General features: G+C 51.6%; 15 protein-coding genes and 1 riboswitch. Of the genes, 8 read left to right on the top strand and 7 right to left on the bottom strand.

Features of this window, described 5'->3' with window-relative positions:
* The first annotated feature begins 124 nt into the window (after nucleotides 1-124).
* Nucleotides 125-1,000 carry a permease gene (locus I8J30_RS15520; protein WP_240548118.1) on the top strand — a complete coding sequence of 292 codons (876 nt, stop codon included), beginning with the start codon at nucleotides 125-127 and terminating at the stop codon, nucleotides 998-1,000.
* Nucleotides 997-1,989 carry a TIGR03943 family putative permease subunit gene (locus I8J30_RS15525; RefSeq protein ID WP_210659149.1) on the top strand — a complete coding sequence of 331 codons (993 nt, stop codon included), beginning with the start codon at nucleotides 997-999 and terminating at the stop codon, nucleotides 1,987-1,989. Before I8J30_RS15520 ends, I8J30_RS15525 begins: the two co-directional genes overlap by 4 nt.
* Before the next feature lie 89 nt (nucleotides 1,990-2,078).
* Here I8J30_RS15525 and I8J30_RS15530 read toward each other — a convergent pair whose 3' ends face one another.
* The 6 genes from I8J30_RS15530 to I8J30_RS15555 form a co-directional block, all read right to left on the bottom strand.
* Nucleotides 2,079-3,749, bottom strand: coding sequence for a COG1361 family protein (locus I8J30_RS15530; protein ID WP_210659150.1), 1,671 nt, complete (start codon nucleotides 3,747-3,749; stop codon nucleotides 2,079-2,081).
* Nucleotides 3,746-10,501: a DUF7507 domain-containing protein gene (locus I8J30_RS15535; RefSeq protein ID WP_240548090.1), complete on the bottom strand. Its 6,756-nt coding sequence runs from the start codon at nucleotides 10,499-10,501 to the stop codon at nucleotides 3,746-3,748. The genes I8J30_RS15530 and I8J30_RS15535 overlap by 4 nt, the downstream gene beginning before the upstream one ends.
* Before the next feature lie 42 nt (nucleotides 10,502-10,543).
* Nucleotides 10,544-11,173, bottom strand: a complete 630-nt coding sequence (locus tag I8J30_RS15540; RefSeq protein ID WP_210659152.1) for a methyltransferase domain-containing protein — start codon at nucleotides 11,171-11,173, stop codon at nucleotides 10,544-10,546.
* A 132-nt stretch (nucleotides 11,174-11,305) separates the two neighbouring features.
* Nucleotides 11,306-11,806 (bottom strand): C40 family peptidase, encoded by a 501-nt coding sequence (locus I8J30_RS15545; protein ID WP_091217012.1) that lies wholly within the window; start codon nucleotides 11,804-11,806, stop codon nucleotides 11,306-11,308.
* A gap of 239 nt (nucleotides 11,807-12,045) precedes the next feature.
* Nucleotides 12,046-12,504 carry a cupin domain-containing protein gene (locus I8J30_RS15550; RefSeq protein ID WP_210659154.1) on the bottom strand — a complete coding sequence of 153 codons (459 nt, stop codon included), beginning with the start codon at nucleotides 12,502-12,504 and terminating at the stop codon, nucleotides 12,046-12,048.
* A 148-nt stretch (nucleotides 12,505-12,652) separates the two neighbouring features.
* Nucleotides 12,653-13,207 carry a superoxide dismutase family protein gene (locus I8J30_RS15555; protein WP_210659155.1) on the bottom strand — a complete coding sequence of 185 codons (555 nt, stop codon included), beginning with the start codon at nucleotides 13,205-13,207 and terminating at the stop codon, nucleotides 12,653-12,655.
* A 202-nt stretch (nucleotides 13,208-13,409) separates the two neighbouring features.
* Here I8J30_RS15555 and I8J30_RS15560 point away from each other — a divergent pair, with 202 nt between their 5' ends.
* The 5 genes from I8J30_RS15560 to I8J30_RS15580 all read left to right on the top strand — a co-directional run bounded on the left by I8J30_RS15560 (nucleotide 13,410) and on the right by I8J30_RS15580 (nucleotide 18,324).
* Nucleotides 13,410-14,399, top strand: coding sequence for a Gfo/Idh/MocA family protein (locus tag I8J30_RS15560; RefSeq protein ID WP_210659157.1), 990 nt, complete (start codon nucleotides 13,410-13,412; stop codon nucleotides 14,397-14,399).
* A 1-nt stretch (nucleotide 14,400) separates the two neighbouring features.
* Nucleotides 14,401-15,270, top strand: coding sequence for a sugar phosphate isomerase/epimerase family protein (locus I8J30_RS15565; RefSeq protein ID WP_210659159.1), 870 nt, complete (start codon nucleotides 14,401-14,403; stop codon nucleotides 15,268-15,270).
* Nucleotides 15,271-15,389: 119 nt separating this feature from the next.
* The gene (locus tag I8J30_RS15570) at nucleotides 15,390-15,785 is read left to right on the top strand and encodes a DUF2203 domain-containing protein (protein ID WP_210659161.1); all 396 of its coding nucleotides are present in this window, start codon (nucleotides 15,390-15,392) and stop codon (nucleotides 15,783-15,785) included.
* Between the two features lie 190 nt (nucleotides 15,786-15,975).
* Nucleotides 15,976-17,100 carry an SH3 domain-containing protein gene (locus I8J30_RS15575; RefSeq protein WP_210659163.1) on the top strand — a complete coding sequence of 375 codons (1,125 nt, stop codon included), beginning with the start codon at nucleotides 15,976-15,978 and terminating at the stop codon, nucleotides 17,098-17,100.
* A gap of 83 nt (nucleotides 17,101-17,183) precedes the next feature.
* Nucleotides 17,184-17,285: riboswitch (purine riboswitch) on the top strand.
* 82 nt (nucleotides 17,286-17,367) lie between these two features.
* Complete coding sequence (locus I8J30_RS15580; RefSeq protein WP_210659165.1) at nucleotides 17,368-18,324, top strand: EamA family transporter; 957 nt, start codon at nucleotides 17,368-17,370, stop codon at nucleotides 18,322-18,324.
* Nucleotides 18,325-18,415: 91 nt separating this feature from the next.
* Here I8J30_RS15580 and I8J30_RS15585 read toward each other — a convergent pair whose 3' ends face one another.
* A complete protein-coding gene (locus I8J30_RS15585; protein ID WP_091216994.1) occupies nucleotides 18,416-18,604 on the bottom strand; it encodes a hypothetical protein in 189 nt (62 codons plus the stop codon).
* A gap of 201 nt (nucleotides 18,605-18,805) precedes the next feature.
* Here I8J30_RS15585 and I8J30_RS15590 point away from each other — a divergent pair, with 201 nt between their 5' ends.
* Complete coding sequence (locus I8J30_RS15590; protein ID WP_210659167.1) at nucleotides 18,806-19,501, top strand: N-acetylmuramoyl-L-alanine amidase family protein; 696 nt, start codon at nucleotides 18,806-18,808, stop codon at nucleotides 19,499-19,501.
* The last annotated feature ends 20 nt before the right edge of the window (nucleotides 19,502-19,521 follow it).

The raw sequence follows: 19,521 nt of genomic DNA on the forward strand, positions 1-19,521 counted from the left end.
TGATCGTGATTCTGGCATTTTGAGCCTGATTGATAGATAATGGAGTCCGAATAACCGATTGTTCGGTACATAGCAGGAGGTGCCTGTGGTAACTTTTCTACAGCTGAATACGATCTTTCTAAGCATGATCATGGAAGCGATTCCGTTTATCCTGCTCGGTGTCATCATTTCCGGACTAATCCAGACATTCCTATCTGAACGGTTGATCGCACGGATCCTTCCGCGTAATCGTTACTTGGCTTCTTTGATCGGATGCGGAGTGGGTTTGTTCTTCCCGGCATGCGAATGCGGTATAGTCCCCATCACAAGGCGGCTGATTCGCAAGGGTGTACCGCTGCACGCGGGCATTGCGTTCATGCTGACGGGTCCGATCATTAATCCGATTGTGCTGTTCGCGACCTACATCGCATTCGGGAACGATTGGAACATGGTGCTGATTCGCGGTGGAATGGCTATCGTTGTCGCCTATTTTACGGCGATCGTCATTTCCTATCTGTATCCGAAGCTTCCGCTTAGGGGAATGGAAGGAGCGGGCGCTGAAATCGCAGCAGGTGCCGAATCGTTAGCCGGCGAGCGCGTTAGAATGCCAATGCGTTCACGATTATACGATGTGATGCTGCACGCCATTGACGAGTTCTTCTCCGTCGGAAAATATTTGGTGCTTGGTGCCTTCATCGCGGCTTCGATGCAAACCTTCATTCCGACGTCCACGTTGCTGCACATCGGCAGCACGCCGATTGCGGCCTCCTTGGTGATGATTGGACTGGCATTCATCATGTCGCTGTGTTCGGAAGCCGATGCCTTCATTGCTTCATCGTTTCGCAGTACGTTCTCCATCGGTTCGTTATCTGCGTTTCTCGTATTCGGGCCAATGATTGACATTAAGAACACGCTTATGCTGCTTGCCGTTTTCCGCGGGAAATTCGTGCTTGTTCTCATTGCATTGGTTGCGGCATGCACGCTGGCTTCGTCATTGCTCGTGGGGAGGTTGATGGGATGATTCGTTTATATGTGCTTGCCGGGTTCGCATGCTTGTTTATTATGATGCACCTCGGCGGCAATTTGAATAAATACATTAATCTGAAATATGCGTATTTAACCCAAAGCGCAATCGTCATGTTAATTATCCTGTTTCTATTCGAATTTGTGCGGCTGTATAGGAAGGAAAGGGCTGAGCACGAGCGGAAGTCGAAGGCCGAGCGCCGCGATCATGACCATGAGCATGACCATGAACTCGGCCACGCACACGGCGATGTCCATCCACATACGCATCATGAGCACCATGACGAGTCGCATGAGCATCATCGCCACGGTGACCGCCATGATCTCCCGCATGCGCATCATGATCATTTCGGCCATTCGCATGAACAGCCGATACGCTGGAAACGTATTGTGTCGTACAGCATCTTGATTTTCCCGCTGCTGACCGGATTCTTGTTGCCTGTTCAGACGCTGGATTCCAGTTTCGTGAAGGCCAAGGGCTTCTCGTTTCCGAATTTCGACGCATCCGCCGATAATCCCGGCTTCCATCAGTTTCTAAAGCCTGATTCCAGTGTGTTCTATGGCAAACAAGGATATGCGAAGGTATCACGCGAAGAGCTTGAGGAATTCCTGCCTTTGAAGGAGGTAGGACTGACAGATGCCAACTACTTGAAGGGGCTGGAAGCCATTTATAACTTCCCCGATGCGTTTATCGGCCGGAAGATCAGCTTTGACGGTTTCGTCTATGCGGGGGAGCAGACGGAAGCGAATCATTATTTTGTATTCCGCTTCGGATTCATTCATTGCGTAGCGGACTCAGGCGTTTTCGGGATGCTCGTCGATTTCCCTTCCGACACAGCTGCTTTTCACAACGATGAGTGGGTGAGAGTAACCGGCACCTTAACATCGTCGTTCTATCAGCCATTCAAGCAAACCATTCCGATGCTGCGGGTGACGGAATGGAAGACGATTCCCAAACCGCAAGACCCCTATGTATACCGCGCATAACGTAAACAACAATAAAGGCTCTCCGCTCAGCAACCAAATGAGCAGAGAGCCTTTATCTCCATTTCGGGATCTGGTCACCTTTCGGCGAGTTACTCCTCATGGGTTTCGATCACAATCGTAACCTCGTTGGAATACACCGAGCTCGTGAACCATTCACCGTTTACTTCGTAACTAAATTGCGCAAGCACGCGGAACCGCAAGCGATTTTGAAGAGGATGCGCAGTCAACCGCAGACGATACTGAACGATGATCGTCTGGTTCGGTGCCAGTATGCCAATCGGCAGCCCTTCTCCGGGCGTGAAAGGAACCTCGACGCCATTGATCCGTATACTCGCAATTTCGATACTTGTTTCGTCAGGGATAAGTGCGAACAGCGTTACGGCGGCTGCATAATTCCCCGTATTGGTAATCGCTACGGAAACCGCGATATATTCGCCCGGTCCAACTACGGGCGGAGCTGCGCTTAGTTCTGCTCGTATAACCGGCACAACGACGGAAGTAACAACAGCATTGGTCGTAACCGCATCCGTAACGAGAACGCCGCTCGGAAGACGGAAAGAATATTCCGCGGTCGCCCTGTTGATTAGCTCCGTTTGATTCCCTGATCGGGTAACGGAGACCAGGAAGGAAAGGACGTATTGCACACCGGGCTGCACCAAACCCAGCTGAATTCCGGCATCCGGGTTCGCACCGGGCAGCGGACGGCCGTTCACTTCAGCGCTGCCTTGCACGAAGAGGGCTCCGGCAGGAATCGCATCGCGTACGGTAACTTCGGCGCCGGTTGTACCGCTGTTAAAGATGGTGATCGAATATCGTAACGATTGACCAACGGTAGCTTGCGATAAACTTGCGGATTTATGGACCGACAGAGCTGGCCCCGATACGAGGGAAGAAACCGTATTGGACGTGACGGATTGGTCGAAAGTGCCGAATTGAAACCTCAACTCGGCACTGTTCGCTAACTGGGTGTGGACGGGAACATCCAATACGATGACACTGAATGTCACTACGAAGGATACACCGGGCTGAATGAGTCCCAGTGTGATTCCGGTAATAGGTGAAGCCGATGGAGAGCGAACGCCATTAATGGTGACGCTCCCCTGAACAAACAGCGTTCCCTGCGGCAGTGCATCATACAGCACGCTCTGCCGCATCGGCTCCGTTCCTTCATTAGCAGCCGTAACGGTATAAACCAGCATATCGCCGGTGTACGTATAAGCCGTATTCACGCCTTTCTGCAGACTGACTTGCTGTACCGTAACGGGCAGCGTTACGACGTTCGAGCTTTCCGAGCCGGTAATCGTTCGACCATCGGTCGTTTCAAAATAATACGCTGCCGTCGCTTGATTATCGAGCTGCCCGGAAGGCGGTGAGGAAACAAGCAGCAGTTGAAAATAAATCGTTACCGTGCTGCCCGGACTGACTTCTCCGATCGGAATGCCGCCTTCCGGCGTTACGCCGGGTACAGGTGAACCATTGACGATGACGCTGTTGGCCACGAACACGGTACCCTTCGGCAATATGTCATACACGGTCACATTTGCGGAGCGATTCCCGCTATTGGCGACCGTAATTTGATACGTAACCGGCAGGGTCAAACCCGCTCGCGTCGAGGTCGTAGACAATGCAATGGAAATGACGGGCCCGTTCACAGTGGTATTGACGATATTCGAGTACGAGAAGCTTATTGCGCCGGCGGAAGAGAAGGACACGACGGACTGGTTGCGAATCGTCTGCGGCGGGTCCGGAACTGCCATCATACTACCAGCACCTGGAACTGAACGGTAGATACCGCGCCGACCGCGATTGTGCCGATATGGATACCCGTATTCGGACTGTCAGCAGGCATCGGTACTCCGTTGACGGTGACCGTTCCAGGGATGAAGCTTGCGCTCGGCGGAAGCGGGTCAACCAGAGTGACGTTGTTAACCGGCGACAAGCCGTTATTCGTGACCGTAATGGTATAGATAATCGTATCGCCTACAACAGCATCGATGGCGTTGCTGCTCTTCACAACAGACACATCCGGTGAGGAAACCGGAATGATGACCGTGTTCGAGTTAACCGTGGCATTAATAATACGGCCATCCGGCGGCGAGAACGAATAGGCGGCTGTCGCTTGGTTGGCGAGTTGCTGCGGAGAAGGAAGGGCTTCGACGGTAACCTGCAGCGTGACCAGCACGTGTACGGAAGCGCCTGCAGGTACAACGCCGACATTAATGCCTGTTACCGGGTCTGCTCCCGGCTGCGGAACGCCGCCGATCGCTACGCTGTTCGGGATGAATTCGGCTCCGGCCGGAATCGTATCGTACAAGATAACGGTGGCTTCCAGATTACCGGTATTCGAGATAAGCAAGGAATACGTAATGGTATCGCCGACGGTGGCATTCGCCGTACTTGCGCTCTTCACGACGGACATGATCGGGTTGTAGACAGGAGTCGTCAATACATTCGATAAACCCGTGCCGGAGAAGACGCCCGATGTGAAGGACACTGTAGATTGGTTGTTTAACTGACCGCTCGCCGGAAGTGAATTCACCGTAATGTCAAAGGTAACGGTAACTGAGGATGAAGGTGTGATGACGCCAAGCGCGATACCCGATGCCGGATTGGCATTCGGAAACGGCACGCCGTTTACGGCAACCGAACCGGGTACGAAGGTCGTGCCTGCAGGCACCGGATCGGAGAGAACGGCACTGTTCAAATTCGCAATTCCCGTATTCGTGACGGTATTCGAATACGTGATCACATCGCCGATGATCGCATCCGTGGACAGCGTGCTCTTCACGATGCTTATGTTAGGCGAAGTGACCGGAATCGTAAGCGTATTGGACGCGGCCGAGCGTATGAACGATCTGGAATCCGGCAGCGTAAAGGCATAGCTGGCCGTCGCTTGGTTGGTCAGCTGCTGATTTGGCGGCATCGTGTTGATGGTGTATTCGAATGTCGTCTGCACTGTCGCTCCAGGTGCAACGACGCCGATACTGTAACCGGCCGCCGGATCCGCACCTGCTTGAGGAGCGCCGCTGACAATGACGCTGTTCGGTACCAAAGAGGTGCCGGTTGGGGTAGGATCCGTGATTGTGACGGTTGTCGGATAGTTGCCGCTGTTCGTTACATTGACACGATATACAACCGTGTTCCCAACGCTGGCCAACGAGGTGTTAGCCGATTTATCAAGCGTAATAACAGGCTGATAAACAGGCGTCGTAACGGTATTCGAGAACGTAACCGCCGAGAATACGCCGGAGGTGAAGCTTACCGATGAACGGTTGCTGACAAGTTCGCCTTCCGGAACAGCGGTCACCGTTACGCTGAAGGCTACCGTGACGGAAGCGCCGGCTGCGATCGGATCCAGCGAGAACCCTGCAGCCGGATTCGCGTTCGGAAGCGGAACTCCATTAATGGTGACGCTGCCTGACAGGAAGGAGGTTCCTGCCGGGATGGGATCTGCAAAGATAATATTATCGACCGTGGAAATCCCGCTGTTGGTCACAAGAATGCTGTACGTTTGAATATCGCCGACCGTGAGGGCAGTCCGTGTAGCGCTCTTCACGACATCGACATCCGGAGAAGATACCGGGTAGGAAAGTGTATTGGACACCGATGAGCCGTTAAGCGTACGGCTGTCAGGCAGCGTATAGCTGTAGGCAGCTGTCGCTTGGTTGGATAATTGCTGCGATGGCGGCAAAGAGGTGATAACCGCCGTAAAGGTGACATTCACTGTAGCCCCTGGCTGTACGACACCGACGGGAATACCGGTAATCGGATCCGCGCCTGCTTGCGGCGATCCCCCAACGATAACGCTGTTCGGAACAAAAGAAAGCTCTGGCGCAAGTGTCGGGTCGGATAGAATGACGGACGCGGCATAGTTCCCGGAGTTGGCGACTGCCATTGTATAGATAACGGTTTGGCCAACGGATGCATTTGTCGTGCTGGCGCTTTTAACAACACTGATGACCGGCTGATAGACAGGAATATCTACGCCATTAGAGAAGGAAGAGCTGGCGAATGCGCCGGAAGTGTACGTTACGGAAGCTTGGTTGGAAATGAGCGGAGGCGTCGGCACCGAAACGACCAGCAGACTGAAAGTCACGGTAGCCGTGCCGCCGCTTGGGATCGTGCCTACATTTACACCCAGCGCCGGATTCGCACCGGGAACGGGGACGCTATTGATGGCTACGCTTCCTGATACAAATACGGTGCCGCTTGGGATGCCATCGATGAAAACCGTATTCGTAATCGGTGCGATCCCGTTATTGGATACGAGCACGATATAAGGGATCGTATCTCCGATCGAGACGGATGTTGCGGTCGAAGACTTAAACACGTTTACGTTGGGCGAGGATACGGAAATCGAGAGCGAATTGGATAATGACGTCCCCGTGATTAAACGTCCGTCCGGCGGAGTGAACTGGTAAGTAGCCGTCGCTTGGTTGACGATTTGCTGCGGATTGGGAAGCGAATCGATGACGACAGAGAACATGAGGTAGACGGTTTGATTCACGTCAACCGTGCCCGCATTTATTCCGCCGGAAGGCGTCGCGCTAGGCTGCGGAATTCCGCCGACGATGACACTGTTAGCTACGAAAGTCGTATTTGCCGGAATCGTATCGGTTACCGTTACGGTGGCAGGCAGATTGCCGGTATTGCTAACCGCAATCGTGTATACGATGGTATCGCCTACTGTGGCAGAGCTGGTGCCCGCCGATTTAACCACGTTGATTTGCGGCTGCGTAATCGGAGTCGTAACGACGTTGGACGATGATGTGCTCGAGAAGCTGCCGGATGTGAAGCTTACTGTCGACTGGTTAACAATTTGATCGGACACAGGCATGATTAGTTTCACCTCATAGGTCACGGTTGCGAAGGCACTCGGTGCCAGGGAACCGATCGGAATACCAGCGGTCACATCCGCCTGGGGAAGTGCAATACCGTTCACGGTCACGCTGCCCGGAACGAAGGCAGTGCCTGGGATGGGAGTACCGACATAGATGATATTGTTGACGTTCGTAATCCCGTTGTTCGTAATGACGGCGGAGTACAGAATCGTATCGCCTGTCGTGATATCCGTAGCAGGCGTGCTGAGCACAACCGATACATTCGGCGCGGATACCGGGATCGTTACCGTATTCGAGTTTGTCGCACCGTTAACAACGCGTCCGGCTGGAAGCGTATAGGTATACGCGGCTGTTCCTTGGTCTACAAGCTGCTGCGGGCTAGGAAGGGAAACGACGGATACTTGAAAGGTAACCGTTGATGTCTCAAGCGGTGGAACTATGACGCTTGGAATGCCTGTAACCGGGTCAACGCCCGGCTGAGGAGTCCCATTTACAATTACGGAGTTCACAACGAATGTCGACCCGGCCGGGATGTTATCCGTCAGCGTAACATCGGCACCGATATTGCCGCTGTTGTTGATCTGAAGCGTATAGACGACCGCATCCCCAAGTGTAGCAGCAGCGGAATTGGCACTCTTGGAAACAGCGAGTATCGGAGCATAAACGGGAATATTCACGGTATCGGAAAAGGCCGTTCCCATAAATGCACCGGACGTATAGTTGACTGCAGCTCGATTGGATAAGACGGCAGAGGTCGTAAGCGACGTAACGCGAACCCGGAAGCTGATAATCGAAATTGCAGAAGGCGCAAGTGTCCCGACCAGAATGCCCGCCGCGGGATCTGCGCTTGGAGACGGAATGCCCCCGACGGTCACGCTGCCTGCAATAAATTGTGAACCGTCCGGAATGGGGTCGGACACGAATACTTGATTGACAGGAACAATGCTGTTGTTAGAGACGATGATGGTATATGTAATTTCATCGTTGAGGGTCGCTTCCGAGAAATCCGCGCCTTTACTGATGCTTACGTTAGGCGCGGAAGCGGGAATTGACACCGTGTTCGAGCTCCCGCTACCGTTGAACACACGACTGTCCGGAATGGTGTACGTATACGTATAAGTCCCGAAATTGGTTAAGGTAGGCGGGTTAGGCAGCGATTGAAGCACGACCTGAAACGAGACATTCACTGTACTTCCTGCGGGAACCGACCCGACCGGAATACCGGTTTGCGGGGTTGAACCCGGCCGTGGAGAACCGTCTACCGAAATGCTGTTTGCGACATACGTCGTTCCGGAAGGAAGCGTATCGGTCAACGTAAGCTGCGCGCCGAAATTCCCCGTATTTTGGACGGCGAAGGAATAGGTTAACGTATCGCCTACCGTTGCGCGAGTCGAGTTTACCGATTTCAGAACGGCGATGATCGGCTGATAGACCGGAACGGATACGCTGTTCGATAGGGACGAACCGTTAAATGTGCCTGAGCTGTAGGATACCGTAGCGCGGTTATCGATTTGGGCAGGTGACGGAAGCGATGTGACACTGAGCTGGAATACGACATTAACGGATGCACCGGATGCAATGGTGCCGATTGAAATACCGCCGGCAGGATTGGCAGTCGGCCTGGCGACACCGCCGACCGTGACCGATCCATCGATGAAAATGGTTCCGGCCGGAATAGGATCACTGAATACGACATTCGAAACGGCGGCAACGCCATTGTTGGAAATCAAGGTCGAGAATTGAATCGTATCGCCGACCGTCGTTGCGGTGCGATTCGAGCTCTTCACCACGTTCACATTCGGCAGTGAAACAGGTATGACAAGCGTATTCGACGTGGCTGATCCGCTGAGCGTTCTGCCGCTTCCGTCAGGAGGCGAGTAGGTATAGGCTGCAGCTGCCTGATTCGAAATTTGCGGCTGCACGGGAGTGGGCAGCGAATTGACGATGACTTGAAAGGTAACGGTCGTTGACCCGCCGAGAGGCACGATTCCGATAGGAACACCGGTAACGGGATTGGCGCCTGGCTGGGTCACTCCATTTACGGTGACACTGTTCGGGACAAAAGTCGTGCTGCCCGGAATATTATCCGTGAACGTGGTTGTCGCGCCGATACTGCCGGAGTTGGCAATCAGCACCGAATACGTGACGGTTGTACCGACAGCGGCATTCGTAGTATCCGCGCTCTTCGTAAGGGTAAGCACAGGTGAATAAACCGGTGTTGACACGGTGTTCGATGGGATGACACCGCTAATAACGTCCCCGCCGGCGACACTTTGGAAGGTGAAGGCGGCCTTGGCGACGTTTGGAATTTGAGGCGGATTCGGCAAAGAGGTGACCTTGGCTTTGTATGTAATGGTTACGGAGCTGTTCAGGGCAAGGGAACCTATCGGCACGCCGGCAACGATATCGAAAGTAGGTTTGGCTACACCGGCTACGACTACACTGCCTGCAACAAATGTGGAACCTGTTGGAATCGCGTCTGATACGACGACGCTTGCCGCGTTCGCATTGCCGGTATTGCTGACCGTGACGGTATACGTAATCGTATCGCCAATGACGGTTCCGGTAACGTTTGCGCTCTTCGTTGTTGAGATGTTAGGCGCATTGATATTGATCTGCAGCGCGTTGGCATTGACGACATAGGCGTCTCCCGAAGTCGTTAGCGTCAATACTGCCGAGGATTGATTGTTCGCTAAGTTGGCCGATACATTGACGTTCGTGATGTCCCAGCCTTGCCGGCCGCCGGTAATGTTCGAGCCCGGCGCTCCGTTAATCTGATTTCGTGTCCCAAATGTGCCGGTTGTATTCAGCGCGCCGGTATCGTCATTTATCTGAGACGCGAAAAAATTGTTGGCGAAATTGTTTGTTCCGGACAAAGCAACCTGTGTGCCGGTTGTCGGACCGAAAAGCGCCTGGTCGCCTGTGCGATTCGCATCGCCTTCCTGGGCGCTGAAAAGCGCTCTGCCGCCTAGCGCGCCTGTGACAGGCGTGGCGAATCCGGTTATCGTCGTTACAACCGGGGCAGAGGTGGATTGAACAAGCACGGCTCCAACGCGCAGCGACATGTTTCTAAAGGGCAGCGCAGGATTCTGATAGATGACTGCGAGAGTCCAGCCCGCATGGTTGGCCGTTGGATCCGTAACCGTGATGGTACCGACAACGGCTCCTACTGTATAGGTACCGGCTCCGCCTGTCGTGATTCGCGAGGTTACGTTAGCGGATCGCGTATAACCGAATGCGCCGCTGCCGAGATCGAATGTATTTGCGGTTGCCGCGTCAGGTGTAATGCTGACGTTCGTCGAGTTCGGCAATGTAAGCGTAACAGGATTGTTGATGGCCGCCGATAAATTGACGCCGGGTACGATATAGGTTCCGCCCCAGATCAATTCCGCGTACAGCACCGTACTGCCTGCCGGCAGCACAAGAATGGCAGATGAGTTGTTGAGCAGATAGTTGCTGGTCGTTCCAAAGGGATAGGTACCGAACCGAACTGCTGTATTGGTCGTGACGAATGCGCCGATACTGTCTTGGGTACCGGGAACCCCTTCCACCGTGGAACGGCTTAGACCGAGCGTATTACCGGTAAAGGTAATCGCGCCGGTTGCATTGAGGGTAGCCCGAACTACTAGTGCAATGCTCCTCGCCCCCCCCTTTAGGATTGCCTTTTTCAAAATAGATGCAGTTTGCACACTAACTCAAACATATGCACCTGCTCAAGGGGCTATGCTACGGAGCATGGTTACGGCATGCGGCTCAGGGTGAACTTCATTACACATCGCTAACCATTCCTCGTCCGTTATTGGCGCCTTCGCGACGACATAATAATACAGGATTTCATCAACAACGTTGGCTTGCAGCTCTTTGAGCACTTCGAGCTCATCGGGTTCATAGAGATCGGTTAGATAAGGGGCTTGATAGAATAACTCCATGCGAAGCAGTCTGAAATCATAAGGCGGAGGCGTGACATAGCTGTACGGCGATAGGGGAGGGCAGATCGGACTTCCGGGAGGTTGTTTGAAAGAGGCCGTCATATAGCGAGGCGTATGTTCGTCAAACCGGTGCTTTAAGAAGGGATTAGAGCTGTGTCGAAAATTATGCGCGTACGGGCATAGCAAACAAACGACAGTCTTGTGAACGCTGACACGGTAGATTTCACGCAGCGCGAAGTTCAGGTCGCTTACGTAAGGGAGCATGCGGCTTACGGCAATGAAATCGATGGAATTATCGGGAAACGGAATTTCAGTATCCAGATCGCTGACCAGATTGACGCCTGGCAATGCATAACGGTCAATCCCATAGCAATCCGGGAGTTTATTGGCGCCGCAACCGATATCCAGTTTCATTGTTTAAACCCCCTTACACGCGAATACTCTATTAGCTTCTAGTGTATGGAGTCCAAGGCTAGCCTGTATATACGCTTGCCCAACGAAACGAAAAACGTGCAGAGCACCTAGATGCCCTGCACGAAACGGAACTTAAATGACATCGCGAGCCGTAACGAATGTTTTGTCCCAAATGCTGCCTTTGAATGTGGAAATGGTAACGCCGATTCCAACGCGGTACGTTTGAAGTACTTTGCCGTTGCCGATATAGATGCTGACATGATTGATTTTGCCGTCACGATTCGTATCCGAGAAAATAAGGTCGCCCTTTTTCAGGTTGCTTTTCAGAACCCGGGTTCCTTTGAGTGCTTGCTGTCTCGACGAACGCGGGAGGCTGATGCCATTCTTCTTATATACGTATTGCACGAATGAAGAACAATCGAATGCGCTCGTAATACCGGATTTGGCACCGAATTTGTAAGGTACGCCCATATATTGTTTGCCCTTATTAATGATGTTGCTCGCAACGACAGAGTCGGATGCTGCGTGAGTCGTCTTCGGCGTAAGAAGCATGCTTCCGGCAAAAGCGATAGATAGGCTGAGTGCAACACCTGCTAGTTTTCTACCTATACGCTTGTTTGTTGTGTTATTCATGACTTCCTCCTATTAATTGAGAGTATAGTGTGATTACTGGATGTCGTGATCACCTGGAGACCACTATATCACAGCTGGAAAAACCACTACTTACCAATGTGGAGGAAAACTCTGCATTACGAACGCTTTCACTGTAATTGTTAGAATATGATTAGAAAACATTCATTCATTTCCCATTGACAATGAGAAAAGGCCAATCAGGAACATCCTGATTGGCCTCTTGCCTAATAATATAGGGTTTAAGTGCGTTGAATGAGCGTGAAATCATCATAATGAAAGCCCGGTGCGACAACACAGGATACAAAGACGGGCTCATCGCCGAGCGGCTTGGCCATCTGCCACACATTTGCCGGAACCAGCGCTTGAGGGCGCTGCCCCTTCGCGATATCCGGTCCGATAATCATTTCTTCGGTCGTCTCCGGATGCTCTCCCGTACCGCCTAAGCGGAGCAGAAGCGGGCTGCCGGAATGCCAGAGCCATAATTCATCGGACAGTACCGTATGCCAGTCTGAGGTTTCTTCCGGATGCAGAACGAAGTAAATGGATGTTGCCGCAAACCGTGCGCCGGAATAGCGTTCGCCCAGTATGGCTTGCGGAATCTCGAAGGAGGCTTTCCACAATTCTTTGTACCACCCGCCTTCCGGATGCGGTTTGAGGTCCAAAGCTTGTACAAGCGGTGATAATTCTTTCGTTAACATCAGTTTTGTTTGCTCCTTTAGCTGCTCTCTGTATGAGATCTATAAGTCCATCTCCATGTTTCAATTTAACGTATGACTCGTCCGGTTGTAAATGGCCATGATCCTCGCGATATACGAAGTCATGGCCATCGACGGCTACACGATTGCTTTACTGTATGACTCCGCATACGATGCGATTTCCCGAATTGCCGGATGGGTCGGTTGCGTAATCATCCGCTTTCTCATGAATGACAAGCGCGGTACCGCCTGTTTTCCGGAGCGAATTAGGTTGGTTCGGCGCTAGTGTAACGATTCTTGTCTCGATATCTACTTTAACCGAGCCATCCGCAGCTACCGAGATATTCGGCAAATCCCCGACATGGAACCCCTTCGGATTGTTAAATCCATGCTGTTTGGTCTGCGGATTGAAATGTGCGCCTGCCGTCTTAAAGTCAGGCGCTTCGCATTTCCCGGTTTCGTGAAAATGGATGCCATGGACACCTGGGGGCAAGTTTTTGGCTTCTACGTGAAGCACGACGGCATCGTTTTTCTGAGTTAAGGATGCCATTCCGACTTCGGTGCCGGCTGCTCCAACCAGTTTCACTTGAACGACGGTCGGCGCCGTTTCCTGATCGGGGTGCGCGCCGGCAGGACCGCCAATCGATGCAGCCAGCAGGACGAAGCAAACGGCCGTTCGGGTTGTATGTTGCAATATTCTTTTCATTGCGATGTATTCCTCCTGTGCGTTGATCACGAGCTCTTGCTTATCATTACCTACTTTGTAATTGTCCAAACGTGGACATTGCTTAGCATATCTTGTCGCATATTTGGATTGGTAGCGGCTTTGATTTGTGATAGCTTAGTGTGGAGATGTCTTATTTAACCAAATGCATTATCTAGTTGAAGCCTAAGCGGGAGGGAAAATAATGAGCTTGATTCGAGTAGGGATGATTGGAACCGGCGGCATAGCGGGGTGGCACGCGCGTCAGCTGTCTGAGCTGCCGGAAGTGAGGATTGCCGCATTAGCGGATCCGAATGCAGCCGGCAGAGCACAGTTTGCTGCGCAAAATAAGTTAGGCGATATTCCGGCATTCGCGGATTACTCCGAGATGCTGAATGAAGTGGAGCTGGATGCGGTCGTCATTTGTTCGCCGCATACGCTGCACTTCGAGCAGGCTAGCGCCGTATTACGCAAAGGCCTTCATGTATTAATCGAGAAACCGATGACTTGCTCTTCTGAGGAAGCGAAGAACCTAATCGGGTTGGCCCAAGAAGCCGGAAAAATCATCCAAGTCTCGTATCAGCGTCATTTTCAGCCTGAATTTCTCTATATCCGGGATGCCATTGCAAGAGGCGAGATTGGCAAGCTGACTTCGATTACCGCATCTCTTTATCAAGAGTGGAGACAGGGAACACCTGGCTCCTGGCGCCAGGACCCTGCGTTGTCCGGCGGCGGTTTCCTGATGGATTCCGGCAGCCATATCATTGATGTTCTGCTATGGACGACGGGGCTGACACCGATTGAGGTCAAACCTCAGCTGCATATGCACGGCACGCCTGTTGAAATCGATACGTTCACTTCGATTCGATTTGCCGAAGGTGCTGTCGCGGGTCTGAATCTGGTTGGCTTCGCGCCTTGCTGGCATGAGACGTTTGTCTTCTGCGGAGAAGAAGGCGGAGTCTTCTATGATAACGGCCGCATTACGCTCCGCCGCTCGAGACAAGAGCCGATCGTTCCTGAGCTGCCTGCGGTATCGACTAATCAGGATAAAAGCTTTATTGATGCAATCTTGGGTCGACATGATGTTCTTGTACCAGGCGAGTATGCGCTTAAAGTCGTGCAATTATCCGAGATGATTTATGAAGCCGCAGGGTATTCGCCTTTGGGACATTTGGAATCTGAGGAGGTGAGCTAAGATGACGTATTCCATTGGCATGCGCATTCCGCCCATCATTGGCCGCGGAGGGATTAGAAATACCGCTGCTTGGGCAGCAGAAATCGGACTCGATATCTTAGATGTTTCCGAGCTGACATCAGAGGTGAAGCAAGCCTGCAGCGAGTTCGGCATCGGCATTGGATCCGTTGATGCGCGGCATACCGCGCAGTTGCTCAGCCGGGATGATGCCCGCCGCACGGAAGCGGTCGAGGCGACCAAACGCCAGATGGACACGATGGCTGAGCTAGGCGGCAGCATCATGTTTATGTGTTTGGTTCCGGAGGATCTCACGCTTCCGCGCTCGGAGGGCTTCGCGATCTGGAAGGATTGCTTCCCGGAAGTCGTGCGACATGCCGAGCAACGCGGCATCTATATTGCCATCGAAGGCTGGCCGGGGCCGGCACCTCATTATCCTACGCTTGGCTGCACGCCTGAAATGTGGAGAGCGATGTTCGAGGCGATACCTTCGAAGCATTTTGGCCTCAATTATGATCCTTCTCATCTTGTCCGCCTCGGCATCGATTACTTACGCGCGTTATCGGAGTTCGGTGAACGCGTCAACCATTGTCATGGCAAGGATACGGAACTACTTAATGAAGAGCTGTATGAATCCGGCGTGCTGCCGGCAACATTCGGCGCGAAATACGGATTCTCGGAAGGCTCGTGGCGTTATACGATACCGGGTCACGGTGCGGTCGAATGGAGCAAGGTGGCTGTGCGCTTGGATCGCCTTGGGTATAAGGGGGCCATCAGCATTGAGCTGGAGGATCATCGTTTCTGGGGAAGCTTGGAGAAGGAGCAGCAGGGCATTGTGAAAGCGGCGGAGCATTTGCGGACTTATTTTAAATAAGAGGGGGAACGAGAATCGGAGTGTCGAATTCGGGCGCGGGGTTCTCGTTTTTTCATGGCGCGCCGTTTGACCTCGTTCATTTGATTTTAGTACACTTAATGTAAGGAGTGGATACGAAAGTGGACCAAATTCATTTTACATTAAGCGAAGCGAATGCACTATTACCGCAGCTGCAGGAAGATCTGCTGAAGCTGCAGCTGCTGACGCAGCAATTCGAAGAAAAGTTTGATGAATTGCAAGTATTGAAGGCAACTACATCCCGAGAACATGAGGATCCGTTCTTCGAGGTGGAGAGTCAGCTTGAATTTATGCGGATGGAAATTGACTTGCACATCGGAAATTTCGATCGGAAAGGCGTTTTTCTCAAAATGATTAACCCGGGATTGATCGATTTCCCCTCGATTCTCAATGGTGAGGAAATTCTAATCTGTTGGAAGCAAGGCGAGGATCGAATCTCTCACTATCACGGCTGGAATGACGGTTTTATGGGGCGCAAAGCGTTTCCGGAAGCGTGAAAAAAGATTAAAAAACACTCATAAAGGAGCCTGAATCACTCAGGCTTCTTTTTTGTTCGCTAAAGAAGGAATGTCCATCGACAAAAGTACATATTTTTCTTACAGAAGGTTTGACATGCTTTTCAGAAGATAGCATTTACAATCTAACCTATATCGGAAAGGCCCTTAAATCCAAGGAAGAGGTGTTTCAATGACTAGAACCATCCAGTGGAATGTAGTGGCTTATATGATCTGTGCGTTGTTTGTAACGACAATTATCCTATCCTTTACCTTTACGAATGCACTTTGGAATTCCCAAATAGCCGGAATATCCGCTCCGCACTGGCTTCAAAACAAGACGGCCTCCTCAACCAAGTCCCTAGCGCCTGCATCACAAGTCATTCATTTGCCGAAATCATTGTTTCAGCCCGCAACCGTCATCCCCAAAGCATCGACCGTCGAAGCGGTTGAACCGATCCGTATAATCCCCGTACCTGCAGCGCCTGCCGTCGTCGTTCCGAAGGCAAATCCTCTCCATACATATAAAGTAACGGCTTTCTACCTCAATGTGCGTTCCATGCCGGACGCAAGCTCAACCATCCTTACCGAAGTGAAGCAAGGAGAGCTGCTTCAAGTTGTTAGCGTAACCGAATCCGGCTGGCTGTCACTCAAAGATGGCGGGTATGTCCATGGCGGCTATGCAGAGGAAGTGCCGCAGCTATCACAAACGGTATCGCAATCGACAGCAGTACCCGCAAACCAAGTGAAAGCCGCAAAAATAGAAGTGTCCACCGCATCGGTAACTCATCAGACCGTTAAGAAAGTGAATGCGCCAACGGCTGCTATGGATCATTTACCCATTAAGAAGAAGCTTGTAACGCCCCTGGAGAAGCTGGCTAAACCAACATCCAAAGTGATGTCCGACTCGGGTCTAAACAAAGAGCAAATCGCGACTATTCTGAAAGGAACGAAGCTTGCCGGCCATGGACTGGAGGCGGCCGTTCTGGCCATTGAAGATAAATATGGCATTAATGCGTTCTTCACCATCGCCGTCATGAAGCTTGAAAGCGGTAACGGGTCGAGCCGATTGGCGCAAAATAAAAATAATCTGTTCGGTTTGAACGCCGTCACAGGCAAAAACGCCTATAAAAAAGCCTTTTCCTTCGCCACCAAGGGGGAGAGCGTGAGGAAATTCGGACAACTCCTCTCCGCCAATTACGTCGAGCGCGGCTATACGACGATCGAGAAGGTCGCGAAGAAATATTGTCCTGCGAACGGCCGATGGGCAGGGCATGTCCGAAGTATTATGCGAAGCGACTTTCTGAAATTAGCTTAATTTCCGTCAATCACCTGTTGACAGAAACTAACGAGTCATGTTACATTTCCATGAGTGATTACAAGCAGTTGAAACGGAAAACATACTTAACTTCATAATAAATTCGTATAACCTCACGAACAAACAGGGTGAGGGTATCTACAGGAAGCCTTAACTTCCTTACTACGAATACGGAATGATCGGTCGATGATTCTGTATTTGTGGTAAGGAAGTTTTTTGTATTTGGTTTCTGAATGATACGCAAGTTTCGAAAGGGGCATCTTAGAGATGAAATATATGATATCTGTATTTCTGGGCGCGGTCAGCTACGGGATTCTGTCGACGATCGTAGTGAAAGCTTATGGACAAGGCTACAGCCTGGGTGAGGTTGTCGGTACACAGCTGCTAACCGGATTTATTCTATCCTGGCTGCTGGTTCTTATGTTGAAATTACGCGGTAAACGACAAGCAGCGAAGTCAACAGAACAGGTGCAGCAAGCGCTCAGCTTAACATGGAAACAACGTTTCATGCTGATGTCGGCAGGGATTCCGACGGCGTTGACGGGGTTGCTGTATTATCAATCGTTGCGTTACATTCCGAATTCGCTTGCGATTGTGCTGTTGTTCCAATTTACGTGGATGGGCGTTCTCATTCATGCAATCAGCACGCGTAAACGTCCGAACGGAATCATGCTGTTAACGCTTAGCATCTTATTCGGCGGAACAGTGCTCGCAGCCGGAATTATGGAGCAAGGTATTTCGGAGTTCAACTGGACCGGTATCGCTCTTGGATTGCTCGCCGCAGTCAGTTATTCGCTCTTTATTATTTTCAGCGGAAAAGCCGTCCCGGCTGTTCATCCCGCTCAACGAAGCTTGTGGATGATCACGGGCGGAATGATCTTCGTGTTTATTCTATTCCCGCCGGTGTATCTGTTTAATGGCGTGATCTGGAGCAGCTTGCTGCTGTTCGGTTTTCTGCTGGGTCTGTTCGGTGCCTTTATTCCTCCCGTGCTGTTCGCAGCGGGGGTTCCGCATATCGGCGGAGGGATGGCCGGTATTCTTGGCGCATCGGAGCTGCCTGTAGCGGTCATGCTCTCAGCGGTTGTGCTGCATGAACAGGTAAGTGCGCTCCAGTGGGCCGGTGTCGTTCTGGTGCTGCTTGGGGTTGCACTGCCTGAACTGGTTAAGGGATCTCGAAATAAAGGCAATACGACGCGCAAAAAGCTTGAATATTCCGCTGGTTAGTTCGTTCTTTCTTCCACGGGCTTGAGCATAATAAGTGAAGCCCGATTCCATTAGGAACGGGCTTCATGTTTTGTTTGTATCCGATTAGGGACTACTCTTGATCCTCAGCTTCATTAGCTGCAACATTAGCCGCCGTTTGGTTCGAAGCAGGGTTGTGCTGGAATACTTCAGCCGCTTCTTCTGCGGAGAACTCGGTGTCTGCTGCACCTGCAACCGGAAGCTTGTTTAATGCCACGGATTGCACGTCTGCTTTAGAAACTTCATTTTGTCCGTTTGCCATGTGTGTGATCCTCCTCATTCTAAGTAAATTGCAACAGACATTAATGTACCCAAGCAGGTATCGATGTTATGCATGACGAAATGAAAAATTAAACTTTTTATCGATTTAATCCGTTATTAAGATTAGCTTCATTTCAATTTTATGTCGATCTGGTATGGTAGTGGAGCATCAAGATGCAAACGTAAGGAGGACGTTTCTGAAATGAAAAGGCGAAAGAAGAAATCCCCCGGCACTGCCTTGCTTGCCTTAATCGTCTTTGCCGCGGCTTTATTCATATTCCAAGCCCATAATCGTGCCAATGGATCAAGCGATAATAACGCAGCGGAAGGTGAGCCGATCGTCGCAAGCCAGAACCTGCTTCTTGCCGGCAAAACGATTGTATTGGATGCCGGACATGGCGGGAAGGACGCCGGTTCGATCGGACAACAAGGGACGTTCGAGAAGGATGTCACTTTGCAGACGGTTCTTCACATTCGGGACGAGCTGGTGAAGAGAACGGGAGCTAAAGTCATCCTGACTCGCCCCGACGACGAAACCGTATCGCTGGACGAACGCGTGGAAATTGCAAATAATTCGAACGCAGATGTGTTTGTAAGCATTCATTACGACGCTTTCGAATCCAATGATGTAGCGGGGATGACAACGTACTATTACAACGATGCGGATAGCGGACTTGCCGAGCTTATGCATAGCGAGCTGGTTAAATCTATCGATGTCAAGGATCGCGGCGTGAAGGTGGGCAATTATCAAGTCATTCGCGAGAATACGAGACCGGCGCTGCTGCTAGAGCTTGGTTATATTTCGAATCATGCCGAGGAAGAACGGATGCAGTCAGCCGCCTTCCAGGAAACGGTATCCAGCGCGATTGCATCGGGAATTATCGATTATCTATCCTAATAGAAAGCGGCACAAGTGAT

The sequence above is a fragment of the Paenibacillus lignilyticus genome, from assembly GCF_017942085.1.
In the GTDB taxonomy this organism is placed as follows: domain Bacteria; phylum Bacillota; class Bacilli; order Paenibacillales; family Paenibacillaceae; genus Paenibacillus_Z; species Paenibacillus_Z lignilyticus.

What these genes read in the sequence shown, in the direction of transcription:
- I8J30_RS15525 (WP_210659149.1), top strand. Translation starts at nt 997, where the DNA reads ATGATTCGTTTATATGTGCTTGCCGGGTTCGCATGCTTGTTTATTATG.
- I8J30_RS15550 (WP_210659154.1), bottom strand. Translation starts at nt 12,504, where the DNA reads ATGTTAACGAAAGAATTATCACCGCTTGTACAAGCTTTGGACCTCAAA.
- I8J30_RS15560 (WP_210659157.1), top strand. Translation starts at nt 13,410, where the DNA reads ATGAGCTTGATTCGAGTAGGGATGATTGGAACCGGCGGCATAGCGGGG.
- I8J30_RS15565 (WP_210659159.1), top strand. Translation starts at nt 14,401, where the DNA reads ATGACGTATTCCATTGGCATGCGCATTCCGCCCATCATTGGCCGCGGA.
- I8J30_RS15545 (WP_091217012.1), bottom strand. Translation starts at nt 11,806, where the DNA reads ATGAATAACACAACAAACAAGCGTATAGGTAGAAAACTAGCAGGTGTT.
- I8J30_RS15585 (WP_091216994.1), bottom strand. Translation starts at nt 18,604, where the DNA reads ATGGCAAACGGACAAAATGAAGTTTCTAAAGCAGACGTGCAATCCGTG.
- I8J30_RS15555 (WP_210659155.1), bottom strand. Translation starts at nt 13,207, where the DNA reads ATGAAAAGAATATTGCAACATACAACCCGAACGGCCGTTTGCTTCGTC.
- I8J30_RS15530 (WP_210659150.1), bottom strand. Translation starts at nt 3,749, where the DNA reads ATGATGGCAGTTCCGGACCCGCCGCAGACGATTCGCAACCAGTCCGTC.
- I8J30_RS15520 (WP_240548118.1), top strand. Translation starts at nt 125, where the DNA reads ATGATCATGGAAGCGATTCCGTTTATCCTGCTCGGTGTCATCATTTCC.
- I8J30_RS15580 (WP_210659165.1), top strand. Translation starts at nt 17,368, where the DNA reads ATGAAATATATGATATCTGTATTTCTGGGCGCGGTCAGCTACGGGATT.
- I8J30_RS15590 (WP_210659167.1), top strand. Translation starts at nt 18,806, where the DNA reads ATGAAAAGGCGAAAGAAGAAATCCCCCGGCACTGCCTTGCTTGCCTTA.
- I8J30_RS15575 (WP_210659163.1), top strand. Translation starts at nt 15,976, where the DNA reads ATGACTAGAACCATCCAGTGGAATGTAGTGGCTTATATGATCTGTGCG.
- I8J30_RS15540 (WP_210659152.1), bottom strand. Translation starts at nt 11,173, where the DNA reads ATGAAACTGGATATCGGTTGCGGCGCCAATAAACTCCCGGATTGCTAT.